Source organism: Citrobacter sp. wls615 (assembly GCF_005281355.1).
Lineage (GTDB): Bacteria > Pseudomonadota > Gammaproteobacteria > Enterobacterales > Enterobacteriaceae > Citrobacter > Citrobacter werkmanii.
Genome location: NZ_SZXM01000060.1, coordinates 41,195 through 58,538 on the forward strand (window position 1 = coordinate 41,195; position 17,344 = coordinate 58,538).

Sequence of the window (17,344 nt, forward strand, 5' to 3'; positions counted from 1 at the left end):
AGGAGCTGAACCATGCAGCCTGACCTGCACAGCCGCGCGCTCGCGGCCCACGCCTTACACCAATTTAGAACGCTTTCCCCCCTTGTACACTGTATGACCAATGAGGTCGTGCAAAACTTTACCGCCAATACGCTGTTGGCGTTAGGCGCATCACCTGCGATGGTGATTGAGCCCGAGGAAGCCAGCCAGTTTGCGGCTATCGCCAGCGCGTTGCTGGTTAACGTCGGCACGCTAACCCGAGAGCGGGCCACGGCGATGCGCGCTGCCGTTGAGCAGGCACACCTTGCCAGAACTCCCTGGGCGCTCGATCCCGTTGCCGTGGGCGCACTCGATTTTCGCCGCCGATTTTGTCTGGATTTACTGTCGCTACAGCCAGCCGTAATTCGCGGTAATGCCTCAGAAATACTGGCGCTAGCGGGAATGAACAGTGGGGGCCGTGGCGTGGACACGACCGATACGCCAGCCGCTGCGCTTGGTGCTGCTCAGGCGCTGGCTCGTCGGGTTGGAACCATTGTCGTGGTGACCGGCGAAGTGGACTATGTTACCGATGGTCAGCGTACCGTCTGCGTGAATGGCGGCGATATATTGATGACGCGCGTAGTCGGCACAGGATGCGCGCTATCTGCGGTCGTTGCGGCCAGCTGTGCCTTGCCCGGCGACCGGCTTGATAACGTCGCTTCCGCCTGTAGCTGGATGAAACAGGCCGGACAAATCGCCACGCAACAATCGACCGGACCGGGCAGTTTTGTCCCGGCATTTCTCGACGCCCTCTATAACCTGAACGCGCAGGAGCAAGCATGAAACGGATTAACGCATTAACGATTGCCGGAACCGATCCCAGCGGTGGCGCGGGTATTCAGGCCGATTTAAAAACTTTCTCCGCGCTTGGCGCTTACGGCTGTTCGGTGATCACGGCGTTGGTGGCGCAAAATACGCGCGGGGTGCAGTCGGTGTATCGCATTGAACCTGACTTTGTTGCCGCACAACTGGACTCGGTGTTCAGCGATGTACGTATCGATACCACCAAAATCGGCATGCTGGCGGAAGCGGATATTGTTGAAGCGGTCGCCGAACGTTTGCACCGCCATCGGGTGCAAAATGTGGTGCTGGATACGGTGATGCTGGCGAAAAGTGGCGATCCGTTACTGTCGCCTGCGGCGGTAGAAACGCTGCGTACCCGTTTGTTGCCGCAGGTTTCAATTATCACCCCAAATTTGCCGGAGGCAGCGGCATTGCTCGGCGCATCGCATGCGCAAACTGAGCAGGAGATGTTAGAACAGGGAAGGGCGCTGCGAGCGCTGGGCTGTGAGGCGGTGCTGATGAAAGGCGGTCATCTGGAGGATGCGCAAAGCCCGGACTGGCTGTTTACCCGTGATGGCGAACAGCGTTTTACTGCGCCAAGGGTGATGACCAAAAATACCCACGGTACCGGTTGTACTCTTTCCGCAGCGCTGGCGGCGCTGCGTCCACGGCATAACAACTGGGCCGATACGGTACAGGAGGCCAAACTGTGGCTTTCGGCGGCGCTGGCACAAGCCGACACGCTGGAAGTGGGCGAGGGAATTGGTCCGGTGCATCATTTCCACGCGTGGTGGTAATGAGTATACTGACTGCAGAAACGGCTGCAGGAAAAAGATAAATGGAACAAGCGCATACCCAGCTTATCGCGCAACTGAATGAACGCATTGCAGCGGCAGATAACACGCCGCTGTATATGAAATTTGCGCAAACGGTGAAAAACGCTGTGCGCAGCGGGATCCTTGAGCATGGCAATATCCTGCCCGGCGAGCGCGATCTCAGTCAGTTGACCGGCGTGTCGCGAATTACGGTACGCAAGGCGATGCAGGCTCTGGAGCAAGAAGGCGTGGTGACACGCGCCCGCGGTTACGGGACGCAGATCAACAACATCTTCGAGTATTCGCTCAAAGAAGCGCGGGGTTTTTCGCAGCAGGTTGTTTTACGCGGCAAAAAACCGGATACGCTGTGGGTCAACAAGCGCATTGTGCCTTGTCCGGAAGAGGTGGCGCAGCAGTTGGCTGTTGCCGTCGGGAGTGAGGTCTTCCTGCTCAAACGTATTCGCTATGTCGATGAAGACGCCGTTTCCATTGAAGAGTCATGGGTACCGGCCCAACTAATCCATGATGTGGATGCCATCGGCGTTTCGCTGTATGAGTATTTCCGCAGCCAGCATATCTTCCCGCAGTGTACGCGCTCACGCGTCAGCGCCCGGATGCCAGACGCGGAGTTCCAGGCACACATTCAAATGGACAGCAAAGTGCCGGTGCTGGTGATCAAGCAGGTAGCGCTTGACCAGCAGCAACGGCCCATTGAATACAGCATCAGCTATTGCCGAAGCGATCTATACGTCTTTGTGTGCGAGGAGTAACGCCTCTCGCGAGGGGGCACAATCGCCGCCGCGATGCCCGACTACCCAGGAAGCCACCGCATTGCCCAGCAGTACCGCATCAGCCAGCGGCCAGCCTGACGCCAGTCCGGCCAGCATGCCACCGGCGTGGCTGTCGCCCGCGCCAATGGCATCAACGACGGTGGTCTTAAATGCTGGCACGCAACCGGATGTTTGCGCGCTGAAATACCACGCGCCGTCTTTATCGTGGCGTATCACCACCGGCGCGGCGAAACGGCGCACCCACTCAACGCCAAAACCTTCTACATCCTGGCTTAATGCAAACCGCTCGGCGGCAATTTCGGCCTCCTGTCGATTGAGTGATACCAGTGGGCGGCAGGCCATGATTCGCGCCATTAAGTCGTCTGAAATATCGCCGATTCGCGGACCAAAATCGATAAATGGCGTCACGTCTTCCAGACCTTCCAGCCACTGTACCAGCAGCTCGCCACATGGAGAGGCTAACTGATAGCCTGACAGATAGACCAGGCTGTTACGCGGGATGTTCAGACGCGCCAGCCAGTCGGCGTTCCACTGGTTTTCGACGCCGCTAAAAGACATAAAGGTACGTTCGCCATCCGGTTCCACCAGCGCCAGACACCAGCCGTTATCGCCTTCCGCGTTGTCGATCAGGCTGTGCAATCCCTCTTTTGCCATCCGGTTGCGGATAATATCGGCCCATACCCCCTGACCCAGCGGTAGCGCATTGCTGGCGTTGATCTCTAAACGCCTGAGCGCCACGGCAATATTGAGCGCGCAGCCGCCAATGTTAACGCCTTGCTGTTTAAGCTCGATATCACATCCGCGCCAGGGGAGGGCATACGCATCGGCAATCACATCAATGACCGCCGCCCCCACCACCGTGACCGGCCTGTGTGAACCTAACTGCGGGAGAAGGTGTTGCAGACGCGTGGTGCTGTTCATAACGCCTCCCGTTGCCCGCGCAGTCGTAGTAATCCATTGGCATAGCGGGTAAAATCTAACTGATTTACCGCATCCAGTTCCTGTTTCAATGCCGGGTCAATCGCGCTTACGCCGTGCAACGCACCGCAAATAGCGGTCGCCATTGCCCCGATGGTGTCGGTATCGCCGCCAAGATTCGCGCACAGAATGGCGCAGCGGTTAGGATCGGTCTGCGCCAGTTCGACCATCGCGATGGCGCAGGACACGGACTCAATGGTGCTGGTCCCGGCCCCAACGACCTGGTACAACTGCTCGCTGGCGGACTCAATGCCATCGGTATGACGGACGATTTTCAGCGCCAGTTCAAGACGGGCAGAGAGCGAGGCGCTAAAGGTGGTGATCCGTTTTTGCTGCGCATGTCGGGCAATGGCAGGTAGCGCGTCAACAATCTCCGACCATTTTCCTCCGTCGATAGCACGCGACACCGCCCATGCGATGACGACTGCGCCGGCGATAGCCAGATCCGATTTATGCGTCGGGCTGGAGGCCAGTGCCACGTCATCAATAAAGGTATCGAGATCGCGCGCGGGCAGCAGACATCCCAGCGGCGAAACGCGCATTGCCGCCCCGTTAGTGACGCCATTATTTTCCAGTTCGGCAACTGGTTTACCGTTGCGAATGGCATTTAGCGCAATTTTTGACGTTGGACCAAGCACGTTTTTATTAAAAGCATCGAAACGTTCGGCCCAGGCCAGAATATTGCGGCCAATAACGTCTGGGACTATCTTTCCGTCACATTCAAGCAGGGCATCAGCCAGACACAAGGCCATGGATGTGTCATCGGTAAATTCCGCCTGGTTAAAATAGCAGGCGGCATTATTTTCCGCAGGTCCAGGCAAGAAACGGTCGATCCAACCGAAGTGTGCTTTTACCCGGGTTCTTGGCCACAGTTCCGACGGCATGCCCATCGCATCCCCTAACGCCTGCCCATAAAGAGCACCGAGAATACGTTCTGCTTTCATTTCACTTCCCCTTGTTTCAACGCTACATCGCGATCGTCCACCTTAATGGCGGTAATTTCTTTGTCTGATTCGCGAAAGAAAATCATAAACAGCACGGCGATGACGGCGATCATGATCGCGCCAAATCCCCACATGCCCGCCCAGTTGAAGGTGAGACCATTAACCGGTTCCTTATAGGCAAACATTTTTTCCATCATTACGCCGCCCAGGCGATAACCCAGCAGGCTGCCGAATCCCTGACAGCAGAGCGTGATAAGCCCTTGTGCTGCGGTGCGCATGTGTACCGGCGCTTTTTTATCGACATAGATATAGGCCGTAACGTAGTAGAAGTCATAACTGACGCCGTGTAGCAGAATGCCGAGAAACAGCAGGGCATAAGTGAAATATTCTTCCGCACCGCCGTAAACGAAGAATCCGTAGCGGATAGCCGCAGTAATAAGACCAAGCAATAATACCTTTTTAATGCCAAAGCGTTTGGTGAAGAACGGCAGCGCCAGCATAAAGAAGATTTCAGAGAACTGGCCCAGCGTCATCCAACCGGTGGCATTTTTCATCCCAACTTCTGTCAGATAACCGTTGGCGAAGATGTAATAAAACGCCAGCGGCATGGCAAACAGGAATGAGCAACAGAAAAAGACGAGGAAGTTCTTATCCCGCAGCAGGATCAGCGCATCCAGCCCCAGCATGACTTTGAAATCCATCTTGCCGGTACTTTTCGGCGGCGTATCCGGTAAAAAGAACGCAAAAACGCCTAACAGCGCGGAACTTCCGGCCGTGACAAGCAGGGGAATATTGGTGGGGGAAATATCGCTATAGCCGAGCATTTGCGGCAAGAAGCCGCAGGCCAAACCAGACGCAATCCAGCCAATGGTGCCCATCACGCGAATGCGTGGGAAATCACGCTCAACGTCCGGTACGTTGGCAAAAGCGATACTGTTGGTTAACGCAATTGTCGGCATGTAGGTCAGTGAATAGGCCAGTAACAGCGGGAAGAATCCGCTGAAGGTGGTTTGCTGCGCGGCGAAGTACATCAGGATAGCGCCGACAAACATCAACACGGCGAGGACTTTTTGCGCTGAGAAGAAGCGGTCAGTGATAGAGCCAACCAGAATCGGCGACAGGATCGCGGCAATGGCGGTACAGGCGTAAGACCAACCAATTTCACCCGCGGTAAAGCCACTTTTGCTGAGCCACAGCCAAAGTGGGACAAACCAGGCGCCCCAGATAAACCACTCAACAAACATCATGAACGACAGCTTAACTGTAGTTTTCATCTTTAAATCCTTCATGACAGGTAAGGTACGCGTTGATAGTACCACCAGATAATACCTTTAAAATACCTTTGTGGTCTAAATTTGACCGCCTTAACACTATTTCTTCCTGAATCGTTCCAGCGGAAATCGCTGAAAAGTGCGCTAAAGATGGAAAAAAAGCGCAGTCGGTACCAGGCTTATTGCTGCCCGCAAAAAGGCGGGTCAGGATAATTCACATTCCGATTATTAATCGGAACTTACGGGAGCATAGCTATGACTGATATTGCGCAGTTGCTTGGCAAAGATGCCGACAGCCTTTTACAGCATCGTTGTATGACCATTCCTTCTGACCAACTTTACCTGCCAGGACATGATTACGTCGATCGCGTAATGGTTGATAACAACCGTCCGCCAGCCGTACTGCGTAATATGCAGACGCTGTATAACACGGGCCGTCTGGCCGGAACAGGGTACCTGTCGATTCTTCCGGTGGACCAGGGCGTGGAGCATTCCGCCGGGGCATCGTTTGCGGCTAACCCGTTGTACTTTGATCCAAAGAATATCGTGGAACTGGCAATCGAAGCAGGGTGTAACTGCGTGGCATCGACTTATGGCGTGCTGGCTTCTGTTTCCCGCCGTTACGCGCACCGCATTCCGTTCCTTGTGAAGATTAACCACAACGAAACGCTCAGTTATCCCAATACGTTTGACCAGACGCTATACGCCAGCGTCGAGCAGGCGTTCAATATGGGCGCGGTTGCGGTCGGGGCGACAATCTATTTCGGTTCTGAGGAGTCTCGCCGTCAGATTGAAGAGATTTCTGCCGCGTTTGAGCGTGCCCATGAACTGGGTATGGTCACCGTACTGTGGGCTTATCTGCGTAACTCCGCGTTTAAGAAAGACGGCGTGGATTATCACGTCTCCGCCGATCTCACCGGTCAGGCTAACCATCTGGCAGCCACCATTGGGGCGGATATTGTGAAGCAGAAAATGGCGGAAAATAACGGCGGATACAAAGCCGTTAACTTTGGCTACACCGACGATCGCGTCTACAGCAAGCTGACCAGCGATAACCCGATTGACCTGGTACGCTATCAGTTGGCGAACTGCTATATGGGGCGCGCCGGATTAATTAACTCTGGCGGCGCTGCCGGTGGAGAAACCGATCTGAGCGATGCGGTACGTACGGCGGTCATTAATAAACGTGCTGGCGGTATGGGGCTGATCCTTGGACGCAAAGCTTTCAAGAAAACCATGGCCGACGGCGTTAAGCTGATTAACGCCGTGCAGGATGTTTATCTGGACAGCAAAGTCACCATTGCCTGATTCCGGCGGGGTGCCGTTTTGTTAGCGCAACAACGGGCAACCCGGCGGCAGTCTGCAACGTAGCGCCGCGGGCAGGATTTCAATATGAAATTCCTGTCCGCTGAGCGGTTCGCCATCAAGATTAAAGGTAATTTCGTGTGGGGCGCGGATATCAAACCACGATGAAGCGCCATCAATGATATTAGGGTTGTCTTCAGATTGCGTTAACGCTGAAAGCAGCCCAGGCAGCAACTCCTCGCCGGTGAAAATGCGCAGTTGCAGCAGACCGTCGTTAATCAGCGCCGTCGGGCAAAGCTGTTGTCCACCACCGGCCTGGCGGCCATTACCAATCCCAATCACCAGCGCTTTGCCCTGCCAGTGAAAATCTTCTCCACGGATGTCGCAGACGTCGGGCTTGAGCGTATCCATGCGCATTAAACCGTGAATAAAATACGATACGCCGCCCAGCGCGGCTTTGAGTTTTTCTGGCGTTTCGGTGGTGATGCGTGTACCGAAGCCGCCGGTCGCCATATTGATAAAACAGGTTTTATCATTGACCTGTACCATATCAATTTCAGCGGCATTTGCGGCAATAGCCAGCTTTAACGCTTTATCAAGGTCGTCGGGTATACCCACGCTGGTGGCAAAGTCATTCGCCGTTCCCAACGGTAAAATACCCAGGGCGGGAATATTGCCACCCTGCGACTGGATTAGCGCTGTAGAGACTTCGTTGATCGTGCCGTCGCCGCCGCCGGCAATCACCGTTGCAACGCCTAATCGACGCGCTTCATCCACGTAACGTTGAGCGTCGCCTTTTTCCCAGGTGACGCGAACATGGATTTCCACACCCTCATCACGCAGATTTGCAATGGCGTCACGTAGGGGAAGATTATCAGCACTTTTTCCATTGAGGATCAGCAAGCTGGCAGGAAACGCTATCATCCTTATGCCTCATTCTTTATCGTTTTAACTAGTGTATGCCATGAATGCATTTATGGCGTAAGAACTGACTGAAAGCGCAGACGAAGAGATAAAAAAAAGCCGCGGTTGCGGCTTTTCAGATTGAGCGGAAATTACTGCGGGAACCACTGATCGCTGATTTTTTGGTAGGTGCCGTCCGCTTTGATGGCGGCCAGCGCGTTATTCAGTTTTTCCAGCAGGGCTTTGTTATCCGGGCGAACCGCAATGCCAAGACCGGTACCGAAGTATTGTGGGTCGGTCACTTTGTCGGTAGCCACGCCTAATTGCGGGTTAGTTTTCAGCCACTCGTTAACGACGGCGGTATCGCCAAATACGCCATCAATACGGCCATTTTTCAGGTCGATAATCGCATTCTGATAGCTGTCATAGGCCACGGTTTTCACTTCAGGATGTTTGTCCTGCAGGTATTTCTGGTGCGTGGTGCCGTTTTCCATACCGATGCGTTTTCCTTTCAGATCGGCAAAGGTTTTATAGGCGTCTTTCTTGGCAATAACCAGCGCGGAGTTAGCATAGTAAGGCTGAGTGAACGCAACCTGTTTGCTACGCTCAGGCGTGATATCCATTCCGGAAATCACTGCATCATATTTTTTGAATTTCAGCGCGGGGATCAGGCTGTCGAAAGCATGATTGGTAAACGTACATTCCGCCTGCATTTGTTTGCACAGCGCCGTTGCCAGGTCAATGTCAAAACCGACAATTTTGTTGCTCGCGTCCAGCGATTCAAATGGCGGATAAGTCGCTGATACACCAAAGCTAATTTTATCAGCGGCTGAGGCGCCAGCGGCGAAAGTAGCCAGTAATGCGGCCAGTACTAACTTTTTCATGGTGGAACTCCCGTCTGTCAATCTTATGATGATTTACCGTGTCTGCGGCGTGAAGTAACAATGCCACTTAATGAATTTATATGCAATAAAATTGATTAAGTATTTTATTGGTATAAAAAAAGACGGGCGGTTGTTAGACTTGCCCGTCTTTTGTTTTTCGCTTTATGCAGTTATCGGCTTAATTTCGATGTTCAAACGCCAGCGCTTTACGTTCGATTAAGCGCATCATCAGCGTCAGCAAACCGTTGACGATCAGGTAAATCACGCCCGCCGCGCCGAAGACCATGACGTCATAAGTGCGACCATACAGCAACTGACTATAGCCCATGACTTCCATCAGCGTGATGGTGTAAGCCAGTGAGGTACTTTTAAACACCAGTACCACTTCGTTGGAATACGAGGAGAGGGCGCGTTTAAAGGCATATGGCAACAGAATCGCCAGCGTATCCTTTTTGCTCATCCCCAATGCACCGCATGACTGCCACTGGCCTTCCGGGATGGCGCGGATAGCGCCGTAGAACAGTTGCGTGGTGTAAGCCGCACTGTTTAACGACAGCGCAATTAACGCGCACAGCCACGGTTCGGAGAGCAGATGCCACAGTACCGGATACTCCTGCAGCGTCGGGAACTGTCCTGGCCCGTAGTAGATCAGGAAGATTTGCACCAGCAACGGCGTACCGGTAAACAGCGTGATATAGGCGCGGACCAGCCAGACCAGTACCGGCGTTTTTAGCGTCAGGATGACGGTGAAAATCAGTGCCAGCACCAGAGCAACCACGATGGAGGCGACCGTCAGCGTCAGGCTGGTATGCAGCCCTTTTAACAATTCAGGTAAATACTCGAGCATCAGCCTGGTCTCCGCTCAAAACGTGTCGCGCGCAGGTCAATGCGTTTGAGAATGTACTGACTCACCAGCGTAATCACCAGGTAAATAGCCGCCGCCACAATGTACCAGGTAAATGGCTCCTGGGTACGCGTGGCAATGCTTTTGGTTTGCAGCATCAGATCGTTCACGCTGATCAGGCTGACCAGCGCGGTATCTTTCAGCAATACCAGCCACTGGTTACCCAGTCCCGGCAGAGCGTGACGCCACATCTGCGGCATCACCAGGCGAAAGAAGATCGCGGTTTTAGATAAACCCAACGCCTGACCCGATTCCCATTGTCCGAGTGGCACGGCCTTCAGCGCGCCACGCAGTGTTTGCGACGCATAGGCGGCGTACAGCAAAGACAGCGCAATCACACCGCACAGGAACGGACTGACGTCGAAGTTTTCGATCTGCATCTGTACCGGGATGTCTACAAACCCGAGATTAATCGTAAAACCATCGGCCAGCGTCAGCAGCAGTTGCGAGGAGCCGAAATAGATAAACAGAACCACCAGAATTTCTGGTAACCCGCGCAGAATGGTAACCAGCGCTGAACCTGCCCATGCCACCGGACGCCATTTTACGGACTCCCAGACGGCAAAAAACATGGCGAGCGCGAGGCCAATGATTAGCGCACAAACCGCAAGGCCGACGGTCATCCCGGCGGCGCTTGCTAACGGAAAAAATTCATTCATCAAATATTACTTCTGGAACCATTTGTTGTAGATGGTCTCGTAAGTCCCATCTTTCTTCACTTTTTCCAGTGCAGCGTTAAATTTCTGCTGCAGCTCAGTGTTGCCCTGACGCACCGCGATGCCCAGACCCGTACCGAAGTAATCTTTATCCGTCACTTTGTCGCCAACCGCGGCCAGTTTTGGATTGTCTTTCAGCCACTCGGTTATCACTGCGGTATCACCGAATACACCGTCAATGCGACCGTTTTGCAGATCGAGTTTGGCATTCTGATAGCTGTCATATGGTACGGTGGTCACTTCCGGATGCTTATCCATGATGAATTTCTGGTGCGTAGTCCCGTTTTGTACGCCAACTTTTTTGCCTTTCAGCTGATCAATGCTGGTGTATTTACCCTGCTGGCCAACAAACAGCGCAGAGTTGTCGTAGTAAGGGGTGGTAAACAGGACCTGTTTTTCACGCTCAGGCGTGATGTCCATACCTGCCATCACTGCGTCAAAACGACGGAATTTCAGGCTTGGGATCAGGCTGTCGAATGCCTGATTGGTAAACGTACAGGTAGCATCGATCTCTTTACACAGCGCGTTCGCCAGATCAACGTCAAAACCTACGATCTTGTTATTCGCATCGATAGATTCAAACGGAGGATAAGACGCTTCGGTAGCGAAACGAATGGTTTGGGCTGCGGTAGCGGAAAGGCTAAAACCTGCGATTAGCGCGGCAATCAGAACTTTTTTCATTGTATTGTCCCGAATCTTAGTGAGAAAGATAGTTTTTAAACGCTTCGGTTTGCGGGTTGGCAAAGCAGCTCGCATCCCCAAACTCGACGATATGACCGTTTTCCATATACACCACACGACTGGCCGTTTTACGAGCAACTTCCACTTCGTGGGTGACGATCACCTGAGTAATGTTGGTTTCCGCCAGCTCACGAATGATGCTGACGATTTGCGCGGTAATTTCCGGATCAAGCGCGGCGGTCGGTTCGTCAAACAGCAGTACCTGTGGTTCCATCATCAACGCGCGGGCAATTGCCACACGCTGCTGCTGGCCGCCGGAGAGATGCAGCGGATAACGATCGCTGTAGGGCTTCAGACGCAGACGTTCGAGCAGTTTCTCGGCGCGCGCCATTGCCTGCTCTTTTGTCAGACCGAGCACACGGCAGGGCGCTTCAATCAGATTCTGTACAACTGTGAGGTGCGGCCAAAGATTATATTGCTGAAAAACCATACCCACGTTCTGGCGCAGATCGCGAATAGCTTTATCTGACGGCGTTTTCGTGAAGTCGAAACGGTTACCCGCAATAGAGAGCGTGCCCGAGCGCGGCATCTCAAGCAGGTTGAGTACGCGCAGTAGCGAGCTTTTCCCGGCTCCACTAGGGCCAAGTAACACCAGTGTTTCACCCTGAGGGCAATCCAGCGTGATATCGAACAGCGCCTGATGTGCGCCGTAGAAGCAGTTAATGCCGTTTAATTGAATACTCATTGACACTCGTATGCTGGCAGTCTGATAGCTATTGAAGCCGCAGATACTACCTTTGACAGAATAGTTATGCAATATTTATGCGTTAAAAGTTAAATGCAAACCGCATTCTTATCTAAACATAGCACAAAATAGCGGGGCCACCAGCGGGCAAGAATAATTGTCGGCATTCTATGCAGAATGCCAGACAATTTATGGGGTTTATGAAACAGGCGGGTGAATGGGGGCGACTAGCGGTTTTCCACAGACTGGCGCAGCGTCCCGGCTGGCGCGTGTACGCTGCCGCCCAGATAGCGGACGTCGTCTACTACCCAGCACTGGCCTTCGCGGATCATCAGCACTTCGTCACGCCAGCTTTGGTCACCCTGTTTCAGCTCTATGCGCAGCGGAATGTTGCGTGCATCACTATTCGGAATAGTCGATGCGCTGGCGACGCTGGCGCTATCCGGTAACGTAGAGCGGCTGGAGAACGGATCGCTGTTAAACAGATCGCGATGCGCGTTATCACGGCTGGCATCGGTCAGCAGTTTAGCCAGATTGTCGCTGAGGTATGGACGAAGGGCGGTAATGTCATTGTTTCGATGCTGAATACGGTAATCATAGAATTGTTGAGCCACGCTGTCTGGCCCGCCTTCTACGCATGCACCGCTCCGCGTGCCGTTATCTTTATAGGCCGGAGTCACGGTAGTACAGGCGCTGAGAAGTAGTGCACATGGAACCAGCAGAGAGAGTTTCGAGTAGCGCATAATGATTTCCTTATTAGCTTTCTACTATTAGTGTTCTACGTTGATAGAATATATCCTTTCAATGATAGTGGATCGGTTCGATAATGCTTTTGAGATCGTGCTCTTAGCGCAAAAAGGAGATTAACCATGCAGTTTTCAACTACCCCAACGCTTGAAGGGCAGAGCATCGTGGAATACTGCGGTGTGGTTACGGGTGAAGCCATTTTAGGCGCGAATATCTTCCGTGATTTCTTCGCTGGCATTCGCGATATTGTCGGCGGTCGCTCCGGCGCATATGAAAAAGAGTTGCGCAAAGCGCGCGAAATTGCTTTTCAGGAGCTGGGTGAACAGGCGAAAGCGCTGGGTGCTGATGCGGTCGTCGGTATCGACATTGATTACGAAACCGTGGGTAAAGATGGCAGCATGTTGATGGTGAGCGTCAGCGGCACTGCGGTGAAAACTCGCCGATGAAGCATCTGTTGTGGCTGCTGGCATTGACGCTGCTGCTGGTGGGCTGTGCTGGCGAAAAAGGGATTGTCGATAAAGACGGATATCAGTTGGATACCCGCCGTCAGGCGCAGGCCGCTTATCCGCGCATTAAAGTACTGGTTATCCATTACACGGCCGATGATTTTGACGCTTCTCTGGCTACGCTGACCGATAAAAACGTCAGTTCGCACTATCTGATCCCGGCTGTGCCACCGCTCTACCACGGCAAGCCGCGTATCTGGCAACTGGTGCCGGAAAAAGATCTGGCCTGGCATGCCGGGATTAGCTTCTGGTGCGGCGCTACGCGGATTAACGATACCTCGATTGGCATTGAGCTGGAAAACCGCGGCTGGCAAAAATCGGCGGGAACGAAATATTTTGCCCCGTTTGAGCCAGCGCAGATTCAGGCGTTGATCCCACTGGCGAAGGACATTATTGCTCGCTACGATATCAAGCCGCAAAACGTGGTGGCCCATGCGGACGTCGCACCGCAGCGTAAGGACGATCCAGGCCCATTGTTTCCGTGGAAACAACTGGCAGCACAGGGGATTGGCGCATGGCCTGATGCTCACCGCGTGGCGTTTTATCTCAATGGGAGAGCGCCGTCTATGCCGGTAGACACTGCATCGTTACTCGATCTGCTGTCGCGCTATGGCTATGAGGTAAAACCTGATATGACGCCGCGTGAACAGCAGCGGGTGATTATGGCATTCCAGATGCACTTCCGCCCGACGTTGTGGAACGGCGTGGCGGACGCAGAAACTCAGGCGATTGCCGAAGCGTTACTGGAGAAATACGGGCAGGGTTAACGCGGTAGCTTACCGTGGTCGCGCAGCCAGGCTGCGGTACGCTCAATCCCTTCATCCAGCGTGACGATGGGCTGATAACCTAACTCTTCCTGTGCGCGGCTGGTATCCAGAGTAAAGTCAAAATTCAGCTTCGATACGCCGTAGTGCGTAAGCTTTGGTTCTTTCGCCGATTTATTGCCCAGACGCTCCATGCTGCGGGCAATCATGTCCAGCATCGGGTATGGCACCGAGCGGATTCGGCAATCAATATTCAACTCGTCGATCAGCTTCTGCACGATACTGCGCAGCGTTCGATGCTCGCCGTTAGTAATGTTGTATGCGCGGCCTGACGGCAGCTTATCGCAGGCTTCCTGGCTTACCAGCCACATCGCGTGTACCGCGTTCTCATAATAGGTCATATCCACCAGCGCACTTCCACCGTGCGGCAACAGGATGCTGCCGTAGTGGTACATCATGTGGGCCAGACGGGGGATAAAAACTTTATCGTGAGGTCCGAACAGACTTTGCGGGCGCAATACTGTGAAGCGGGTCTGCGGGTTAGCCTGTGCGAGCAGCGCAATCACATCTTCACCAGCCGCTTTACTGCGGGCGAATTCATTGGCGAAGCGATGTGGTCGGAAGTCTTCTTTGATATCCCGATGGTGGTGATAGTCAAAATAGAGCGACGGAGAGGAGATATGGATAAAGTTACGTACGCCCCAGGCAACGGCCCATTCGCCCAGACGGCGGGTAGCACGAACGTTGGCCAGATCGAAGGCTTCCTGCGTTCCCCATGGTGAGGTAAAACTGGAGCAGTGCCACAGCGTGTCGATACCTGCGAGCATGACTTTTGCCTGCGAAGAGACCAGTTCGGTCAAATCCGCATGCACAAATTCTGCGCCCATTTTCTCCAGCAGCTTGCCCATCGCTTCGTTGCGACCGGTGGCTCTGACGCTGACGCCTTTGCTGCATAGAAACTCAACCGCATTTCGGCCTAAGCCGCTGGTGGCTCCGGTAACCAGTACCTTCATATCAATCCACTGTGTTTAAAAAACATCGTGCGCATTCTTCCGTGAAATACGACTGTATGCAATGGGAAACGTGAAAGAATACAGTCTCTTTTTGTCATTAGTCTGTGATTTGTTCTGCAAGTTTGGCGATACGCTTCGCCATCCCTCTGAAAATGAACAGATGAGCCGGGATCATCAACAACCAGTAGAAGAGACCGGGCATGCCGTGCGGATGCCACCAGGCTCGTACATCGATGCGCCGATGATCGCCTTTATCTTCCAGTGTAAAGCTTAAACGGCCTAATCCCGGCGCTTTCATGCCAAACAGCAGTGTGAGCTGTTTTTCTGGCTCAACGATGATCACTTTCCAGCTATCCACGGCATCGCCAACCTGCAACAACGGGTTATCCGGGCGACCTTTTGCCAGCTTATGGCCGACCAGCAGGTCCAGCGCGGCGCGCGTCTTCCACAAAAAATTGCCAAAGAAATAGCCCTCTTTCCCGCCGAGACGGTTCACCACTTGCCACAGCGCTTTCAGGCTGGCGGAGGTGTCGACGCTAAAGCCAGCCTGTTTGGCAAAATAGCCATATTCGGGACGCCAGCGGGCGAATGCCTGAGCGTCATACCCCCAGTCGCTGGAGTTAACCAGCTTCTCTTCTTCTTTCAGCGTGCTGCGCACTGCGTCATCAAAGGCGATCAGCTTTTGTGGGATCAGCGCGCGTAGCTCAGCGTCATCGGCCAGCAAGTCATGCTTTAAGCCTTGTATCAGCGCCTTTGCCGTAGTGGGCGGTACCGACGTAATAACATTCAAAAACCACACCGAAATCCAACTGGTCGGAAAGGGGATAGGGATCAACAAGCGGTGCTTGCCGCTGACGGCCATAAAATGTTCGAACTGTTCCTGATAGCTTAATATCTGCGGCCCTGCGGCTTCGAGTATGCGGTGATGGCTTGTGGGATGGTCCAACAGCGCCACCAGATAGTACATCAAATTTTCCAGCGCGATGGGCGTGGTACGCGAACGTACCCAGCGCGGAGGCGTAAGTACCGGCAGGTTGTAGACCATATCGCGCATCACTTCAAAAGCGGCGGAACCCGCCCCGACGATAATGCCTGCTCGTAATTCGGTCATCGGCACGCCCGCTTCGCGCAGGATGTCCGCGGTTATCTGCCGTGCACGCAGATGATCGGATTGTTCATGCCGCGGAGCCTGTAATGAGCTCAGGAAAATAAGCTGTTTGACGGGAATGCTACGTAGCGCATCACGCACGTTCATCGCGACCTGGCGCTCATGAGCGATAAAATCACCGCCTTCACCCATGCCATGGACCAGATAATAAACCGTATCAACATCCGTCAGCAGCGGCGTCAGGTTATCAGGCCAGGTTAAGTCGACTTTGTGGCAACTGACGTTAGCCAGTTGCAGTTTTTCCAGACGTTCAATACGGCGTGCCGCAGCCAGCACCTGGTGCCCTTGCTGGCTGAGCGCCTGTACCAGATGCTGACCAATGTAGCCACTGGCGCCAAGAACCAAAATCCGTTGCGGCACGCCCATCTCCTTAGCGAGTTAAAAAAGCGCGCCAGTAGGCGGCGACTTCGGCAAGTTGTTCACGCGATACGTCCAGATGCATCACCAGGCGTACAATTGGGGAGGCGTTAATCAGTACGCCTTGCGCCTTCATATACTCGCCCAGCGCAGCAGCGTGCTCTTCGCCAACGCGGACAAACAGCATGTTGGTATCGTGACGCATGACGTCTGCGCCTGCTTCGCGCAGCTGTTCCGCCATCCAGGCCGCATTGTCATGGTCTTCCTGTAAACGCGCCACGTTATTTTTCAACGCATACAGTCCGGCCGCAGCCAGAATCCCGGCCTGACGCATTCCGCCGCCGGTCATTTTACGCCAGCGGATAGCACGTTTGATGTAGTCGTGACTACCGACCAGCAGTGAGCCTACCGGCGTCCCCAGACCTTTGGAGAGACAAATGGTGAACGAGTCGCAGTATTGCGTGATCTCTTTCAGCTCACAGCCGTAAGCAACGACGGCGTTAAAAATACGCGCGCCATCAACGTGCAGAGCCAGATTGCGCTCACGAGTGAATTCCCAGGCATCTTTCAGATACTCGCGTGGCAGCACTTTGCCGTTGTGGGTGTTTTCCAGACTAAGCAGACGTGTGCGGGCAAAATGGATATCATCCGCTTTGATTTTTGCCGCCACTTTGTCCAGCGGTAAGGTGCCATCCGGCGCGGCATCGATAGGCTGCGGCTGGATGCTGCCGAGCACCGCAGCGCCACCCGCTTCGTAGAGATAGTTATGTGCGCCCTGGCCTGCGATATACTCTTCACCGCGCTGGCAGTGGCTGAGCAGCGCAACCAGGTTAGCCTGAGTGCCGGTAGGTAAGAAAATAGCAGCTTCTTTGCCAGAAAGCTCAGCAGCGTATTGCTGGAGAGCGTTAACGGTAGGGTCATCTCCGTATACGTCGTCCCCGACCGGGGCCGCCATCATCTCTTCCAGCATGGCGCGGCTCGGCCGGGTTACGGTATCACTGCGTAAATCAATCACGGGCATTCCTTTTTTAGTGAGGTAATGCCCTCTGTT

Annotated in this window: 19 protein-coding genes; 6 read left to right on the top strand and 13 right to left on the bottom strand. The window is 53.9% G+C overall.

What is annotated here, in order from left to right:
* Positions 1 to 12 precede the first annotated feature (12 nt).
* From thiM to FDX04_RS15880, 3 genes are read left to right on the top strand one after another with little or no spacing between them, the layout of a single operon-like run.
* Positions 13 to 801, top strand: a complete 789-nt coding sequence (gene thiM, locus FDX04_RS15870; protein ID WP_137360802.1) for a hydroxyethylthiazole kinase — start codon at positions 13 to 15, stop codon at positions 799 to 801.
* Positions 798 to 1,598 (top strand): bifunctional hydroxymethylpyrimidine kinase/phosphomethylpyrimidine kinase, encoded by an 801-nt coding sequence (gene thiD / locus FDX04_RS15875; RefSeq protein ID WP_137371204.1) that lies wholly within the window; start codon positions 798 to 800, stop codon positions 1,596 to 1,598. Before thiM ends, thiD begins: the two co-directional genes overlap by 4 nt.
* 41 nt (positions 1,599 to 1,639) lie before the next feature.
* Positions 1,640 to 2,386 (top strand): GntR family transcriptional regulator, encoded by a 747-nt coding sequence (locus tag FDX04_RS15880; RefSeq protein WP_137371205.1) that lies wholly within the window; start codon positions 1,640 to 1,642, stop codon positions 2,384 to 2,386.
* Here the strand turns inward: FDX04_RS15880 and FDX04_RS15885 are convergent.
* From FDX04_RS15885 to FDX04_RS15895, 3 genes are read right to left on the bottom strand one after another with little or no spacing between them, the layout of a single operon-like run.
* Positions 2,360 to 3,328, bottom strand: a complete 969-nt coding sequence (locus FDX04_RS15885; protein ID WP_137371206.1) for a PfkB family carbohydrate kinase — start codon at positions 3,326 to 3,328, stop codon at positions 2,360 to 2,362. The two genes, FDX04_RS15880 and FDX04_RS15885, sit on opposite strands and share 27 nt — an antisense overlap.
* Positions 3,325 to 4,329 (bottom strand): ADP-ribosylglycohydrolase family protein, encoded by a 1,005-nt coding sequence (locus FDX04_RS15890; protein WP_137360806.1) that lies wholly within the window; start codon positions 4,327 to 4,329, stop codon positions 3,325 to 3,327. The genes FDX04_RS15885 and FDX04_RS15890 overlap by 4 nt, the downstream gene beginning before the upstream one ends.
* A complete protein-coding gene (locus tag FDX04_RS15895) occupies positions 4,326 to 5,603 on the bottom strand; it encodes a nucleoside permease (protein ID WP_042307390.1) in 1,278 nt (425 codons plus the stop codon). Before FDX04_RS15895 ends, FDX04_RS15890 begins: the two co-directional genes overlap by 4 nt.
* 252 nt (positions 5,604 to 5,855) lie before the next feature.
* On the opposite strand from FDX04_RS15895, the gene fbaB reads away from it, so the two are divergent.
* Positions 5,856 to 6,908, top strand: a complete 1,053-nt coding sequence (gene fbaB / locus FDX04_RS15900; RefSeq protein ID WP_006683855.1) for a class I fructose-bisphosphate aldolase — start codon at positions 5,856 to 5,858, stop codon at positions 6,906 to 6,908.
* Between the two features lie 21 nt (positions 6,909 to 6,929).
* On the opposite strand, the gene yegS is transcribed toward fbaB, so the two are convergent.
* From yegS to FDX04_RS15935, 7 genes are all read right to left on the bottom strand, one after another.
* Entirely contained in the window at positions 6,930 to 7,829 is a 900-nt protein-coding gene (yegS, locus tag FDX04_RS15905) for a lipid kinase YegS (RefSeq protein WP_042307392.1), read from the bottom strand.
* 131 nt (positions 7,830 to 7,960) lie between these two features.
* Positions 7,961 to 8,692 carry an arginine ABC transporter substrate-binding protein ArtJ gene (gene artJ, locus FDX04_RS15910; protein WP_061382043.1) on the bottom strand — a complete coding sequence of 244 codons (732 nt, stop codon included), beginning with the start codon at positions 8,690 to 8,692 and terminating at the stop codon, positions 7,961 to 7,963.
* Positions 8,693 to 8,870: 178 nt separating this feature from the next.
* Positions 8,871 to 9,539 (bottom strand): arginine ABC transporter permease ArtM, encoded by a 669-nt coding sequence (gene artM, locus FDX04_RS15915; RefSeq protein ID WP_003844364.1) that lies wholly within the window; start codon positions 9,537 to 9,539, stop codon positions 8,871 to 8,873.
* Positions 9,539 to 10,255 carry an arginine ABC transporter permease ArtQ gene (gene artQ / locus FDX04_RS15920; RefSeq protein WP_042307396.1) on the bottom strand — a complete coding sequence of 239 codons (717 nt, stop codon included), beginning with the start codon at positions 10,253 to 10,255 and terminating at the stop codon, positions 9,539 to 9,541. The genes artM and artQ overlap by 1 nt, the downstream gene beginning before the upstream one ends.
* Positions 10,256 to 10,261: 6 nt before the next feature.
* Positions 10,262 to 10,993, bottom strand: coding sequence for an arginine ABC transporter substrate-binding protein ArtI (gene artI, locus FDX04_RS15925; RefSeq protein WP_137371207.1), 732 nt, complete (start codon positions 10,991 to 10,993; stop codon positions 10,262 to 10,264).
* 16 nt (positions 10,994 to 11,009) lie between these two features.
* Positions 11,010 to 11,738 carry an arginine ABC transporter ATP-binding protein ArtP gene (artP, locus tag FDX04_RS15930; protein ID WP_003027295.1) on the bottom strand — a complete coding sequence of 243 codons (729 nt, stop codon included), beginning with the start codon at positions 11,736 to 11,738 and terminating at the stop codon, positions 11,010 to 11,012.
* A 227-nt stretch (positions 11,739 to 11,965) separates the two neighbouring features.
* Positions 11,966 to 12,481 (bottom strand): lipoprotein, encoded by a 516-nt coding sequence (locus tag FDX04_RS15935; RefSeq protein WP_137371208.1) that lies wholly within the window; start codon positions 12,479 to 12,481, stop codon positions 11,966 to 11,968.
* Positions 12,482 to 12,607: 126 nt separating this feature from the next.
* On the opposite strand from FDX04_RS15935, the gene FDX04_RS15940 reads away from it, so the two are divergent.
* Positions 12,608 to 12,931, top strand: a complete 324-nt coding sequence (locus FDX04_RS15940) for a heavy metal-binding domain-containing protein (protein ID WP_001160725.1) — start codon at positions 12,608 to 12,610, stop codon at positions 12,929 to 12,931.
* Positions 12,928 to 13,758: an N-acetylmuramoyl-L-alanine amidase gene (locus tag FDX04_RS15945; RefSeq protein WP_137371209.1), complete on the top strand. Its 831-nt coding sequence runs from the start codon at positions 12,928 to 12,930 to the stop codon at positions 13,756 to 13,758. Before FDX04_RS15940 ends, FDX04_RS15945 begins: the two co-directional genes overlap by 4 nt.
* Here the strand turns inward: FDX04_RS15945 and FDX04_RS15950 are convergent.
* The 3 genes from FDX04_RS15950 to ltaE all read right to left on the bottom strand — a co-directional run bounded on the left by FDX04_RS15950 (position 13,755) and on the right by ltaE (position 17,308).
* Positions 13,755 to 14,768 (bottom strand): NAD(P)-dependent oxidoreductase, encoded by a 1,014-nt coding sequence (locus tag FDX04_RS15950; protein WP_079223497.1) that lies wholly within the window; start codon positions 14,766 to 14,768, stop codon positions 13,755 to 13,757. The two genes, FDX04_RS15945 and FDX04_RS15950, sit on opposite strands and share 4 nt — an antisense overlap.
* A gap of 97 nt (positions 14,769 to 14,865) precedes the next feature.
* On the bottom strand, positions 14,866 to 16,296 hold the full coding sequence (locus FDX04_RS15955) for an SDR family oxidoreductase (protein ID WP_137360811.1): 1,431 nt from the start codon (positions 16,294 to 16,296) through the stop codon (positions 14,866 to 14,868).
* Positions 16,297 to 16,306: 10 nt separating this feature from the next.
* Positions 16,307 to 17,308 (bottom strand): low-specificity L-threonine aldolase, encoded by a 1,002-nt coding sequence (ltaE, locus tag FDX04_RS15960; protein WP_137360812.1) that lies wholly within the window; start codon positions 17,306 to 17,308, stop codon positions 16,307 to 16,309.
* Positions 17,309 to 17,344: the final 36 nt, after the last annotated feature.

Coding starts and splice junctions, on each gene's coding strand:
- FDX04_RS15940 (WP_001160725.1), top strand. CDS start 12,608: ATGCAGTTTTCAACTACCCCAACGCTTGAAGGGCAGAGCATCGTGGAA.
- FDX04_RS15945 (WP_137371209.1), top strand. CDS start 12,928: ATGAAGCATCTGTTGTGGCTGCTGGCATTGACGCTGCTGCTGGTGGGC.
- thiM (WP_137360802.1), top strand. CDS start 13: ATGCAGCCTGACCTGCACAGCCGCGCGCTCGCGGCCCACGCCTTACAC.
- artI (WP_137371207.1), bottom strand. CDS start 10,993: ATGAAAAAAGTTCTGATTGCCGCGCTAATCGCAGGTTTTAGCCTTTCC.
- artJ (WP_061382043.1), bottom strand. CDS start 8,692: ATGAAAAAGTTAGTACTGGCCGCATTACTGGCTACTTTCGCCGCTGGC.
- artM (WP_003844364.1), bottom strand. CDS start 9,539: ATGCTCGAGTATTTACCTGAATTGTTAAAAGGGCTGCATACCAGCCTG.
- fbaB (WP_006683855.1), top strand. CDS start 5,856: ATGACTGATATTGCGCAGTTGCTTGGCAAAGATGCCGACAGCCTTTTA.
- FDX04_RS15880 (WP_137371205.1), top strand. CDS start 1,640: ATGGAACAAGCGCATACCCAGCTTATCGCGCAACTGAATGAACGCATT.
- FDX04_RS15890 (WP_137360806.1), bottom strand. CDS start 4,329: ATGAAAGCAGAACGTATTCTCGGTGCTCTTTATGGGCAGGCGTTAGGG.
- yegS (WP_042307392.1), bottom strand. CDS start 7,829: ATGATAGCGTTTCCTGCCAGCTTGCTGATCCTCAATGGAAAAAGTGCT.
- FDX04_RS15885 (WP_137371206.1), bottom strand. CDS start 3,328: ATGAACAGCACCACGCGTCTGCAACACCTTCTCCCGCAGTTAGGTTCA.
- FDX04_RS15950 (WP_079223497.1), bottom strand. CDS start 14,768: ATGAAGGTACTGGTTACCGGAGCCACCAGCGGCTTAGGCCGAAATGCG.
- artQ (WP_042307396.1), bottom strand. CDS start 10,255: ATGAATGAATTTTTTCCGTTAGCAAGCGCCGCCGGGATGACCGTCGGC.
- FDX04_RS15895 (WP_042307390.1), bottom strand. CDS start 5,603: ATGAAAACTACAGTTAAGCTGTCGTTCATGATGTTTGTTGAGTGGTTT.
- thiD (WP_137371204.1), top strand. CDS start 798: ATGAAACGGATTAACGCATTAACGATTGCCGGAACCGATCCCAGCGGT.
- FDX04_RS15935 (WP_137371208.1), bottom strand. CDS start 12,481: ATGCGCTACTCGAAACTCTCTCTGCTGGTTCCATGTGCACTACTTCTC.
- artP (WP_003027295.1), bottom strand. CDS start 11,738: ATGAGTATTCAATTAAACGGCATTAACTGCTTCTACGGCGCACATCAG.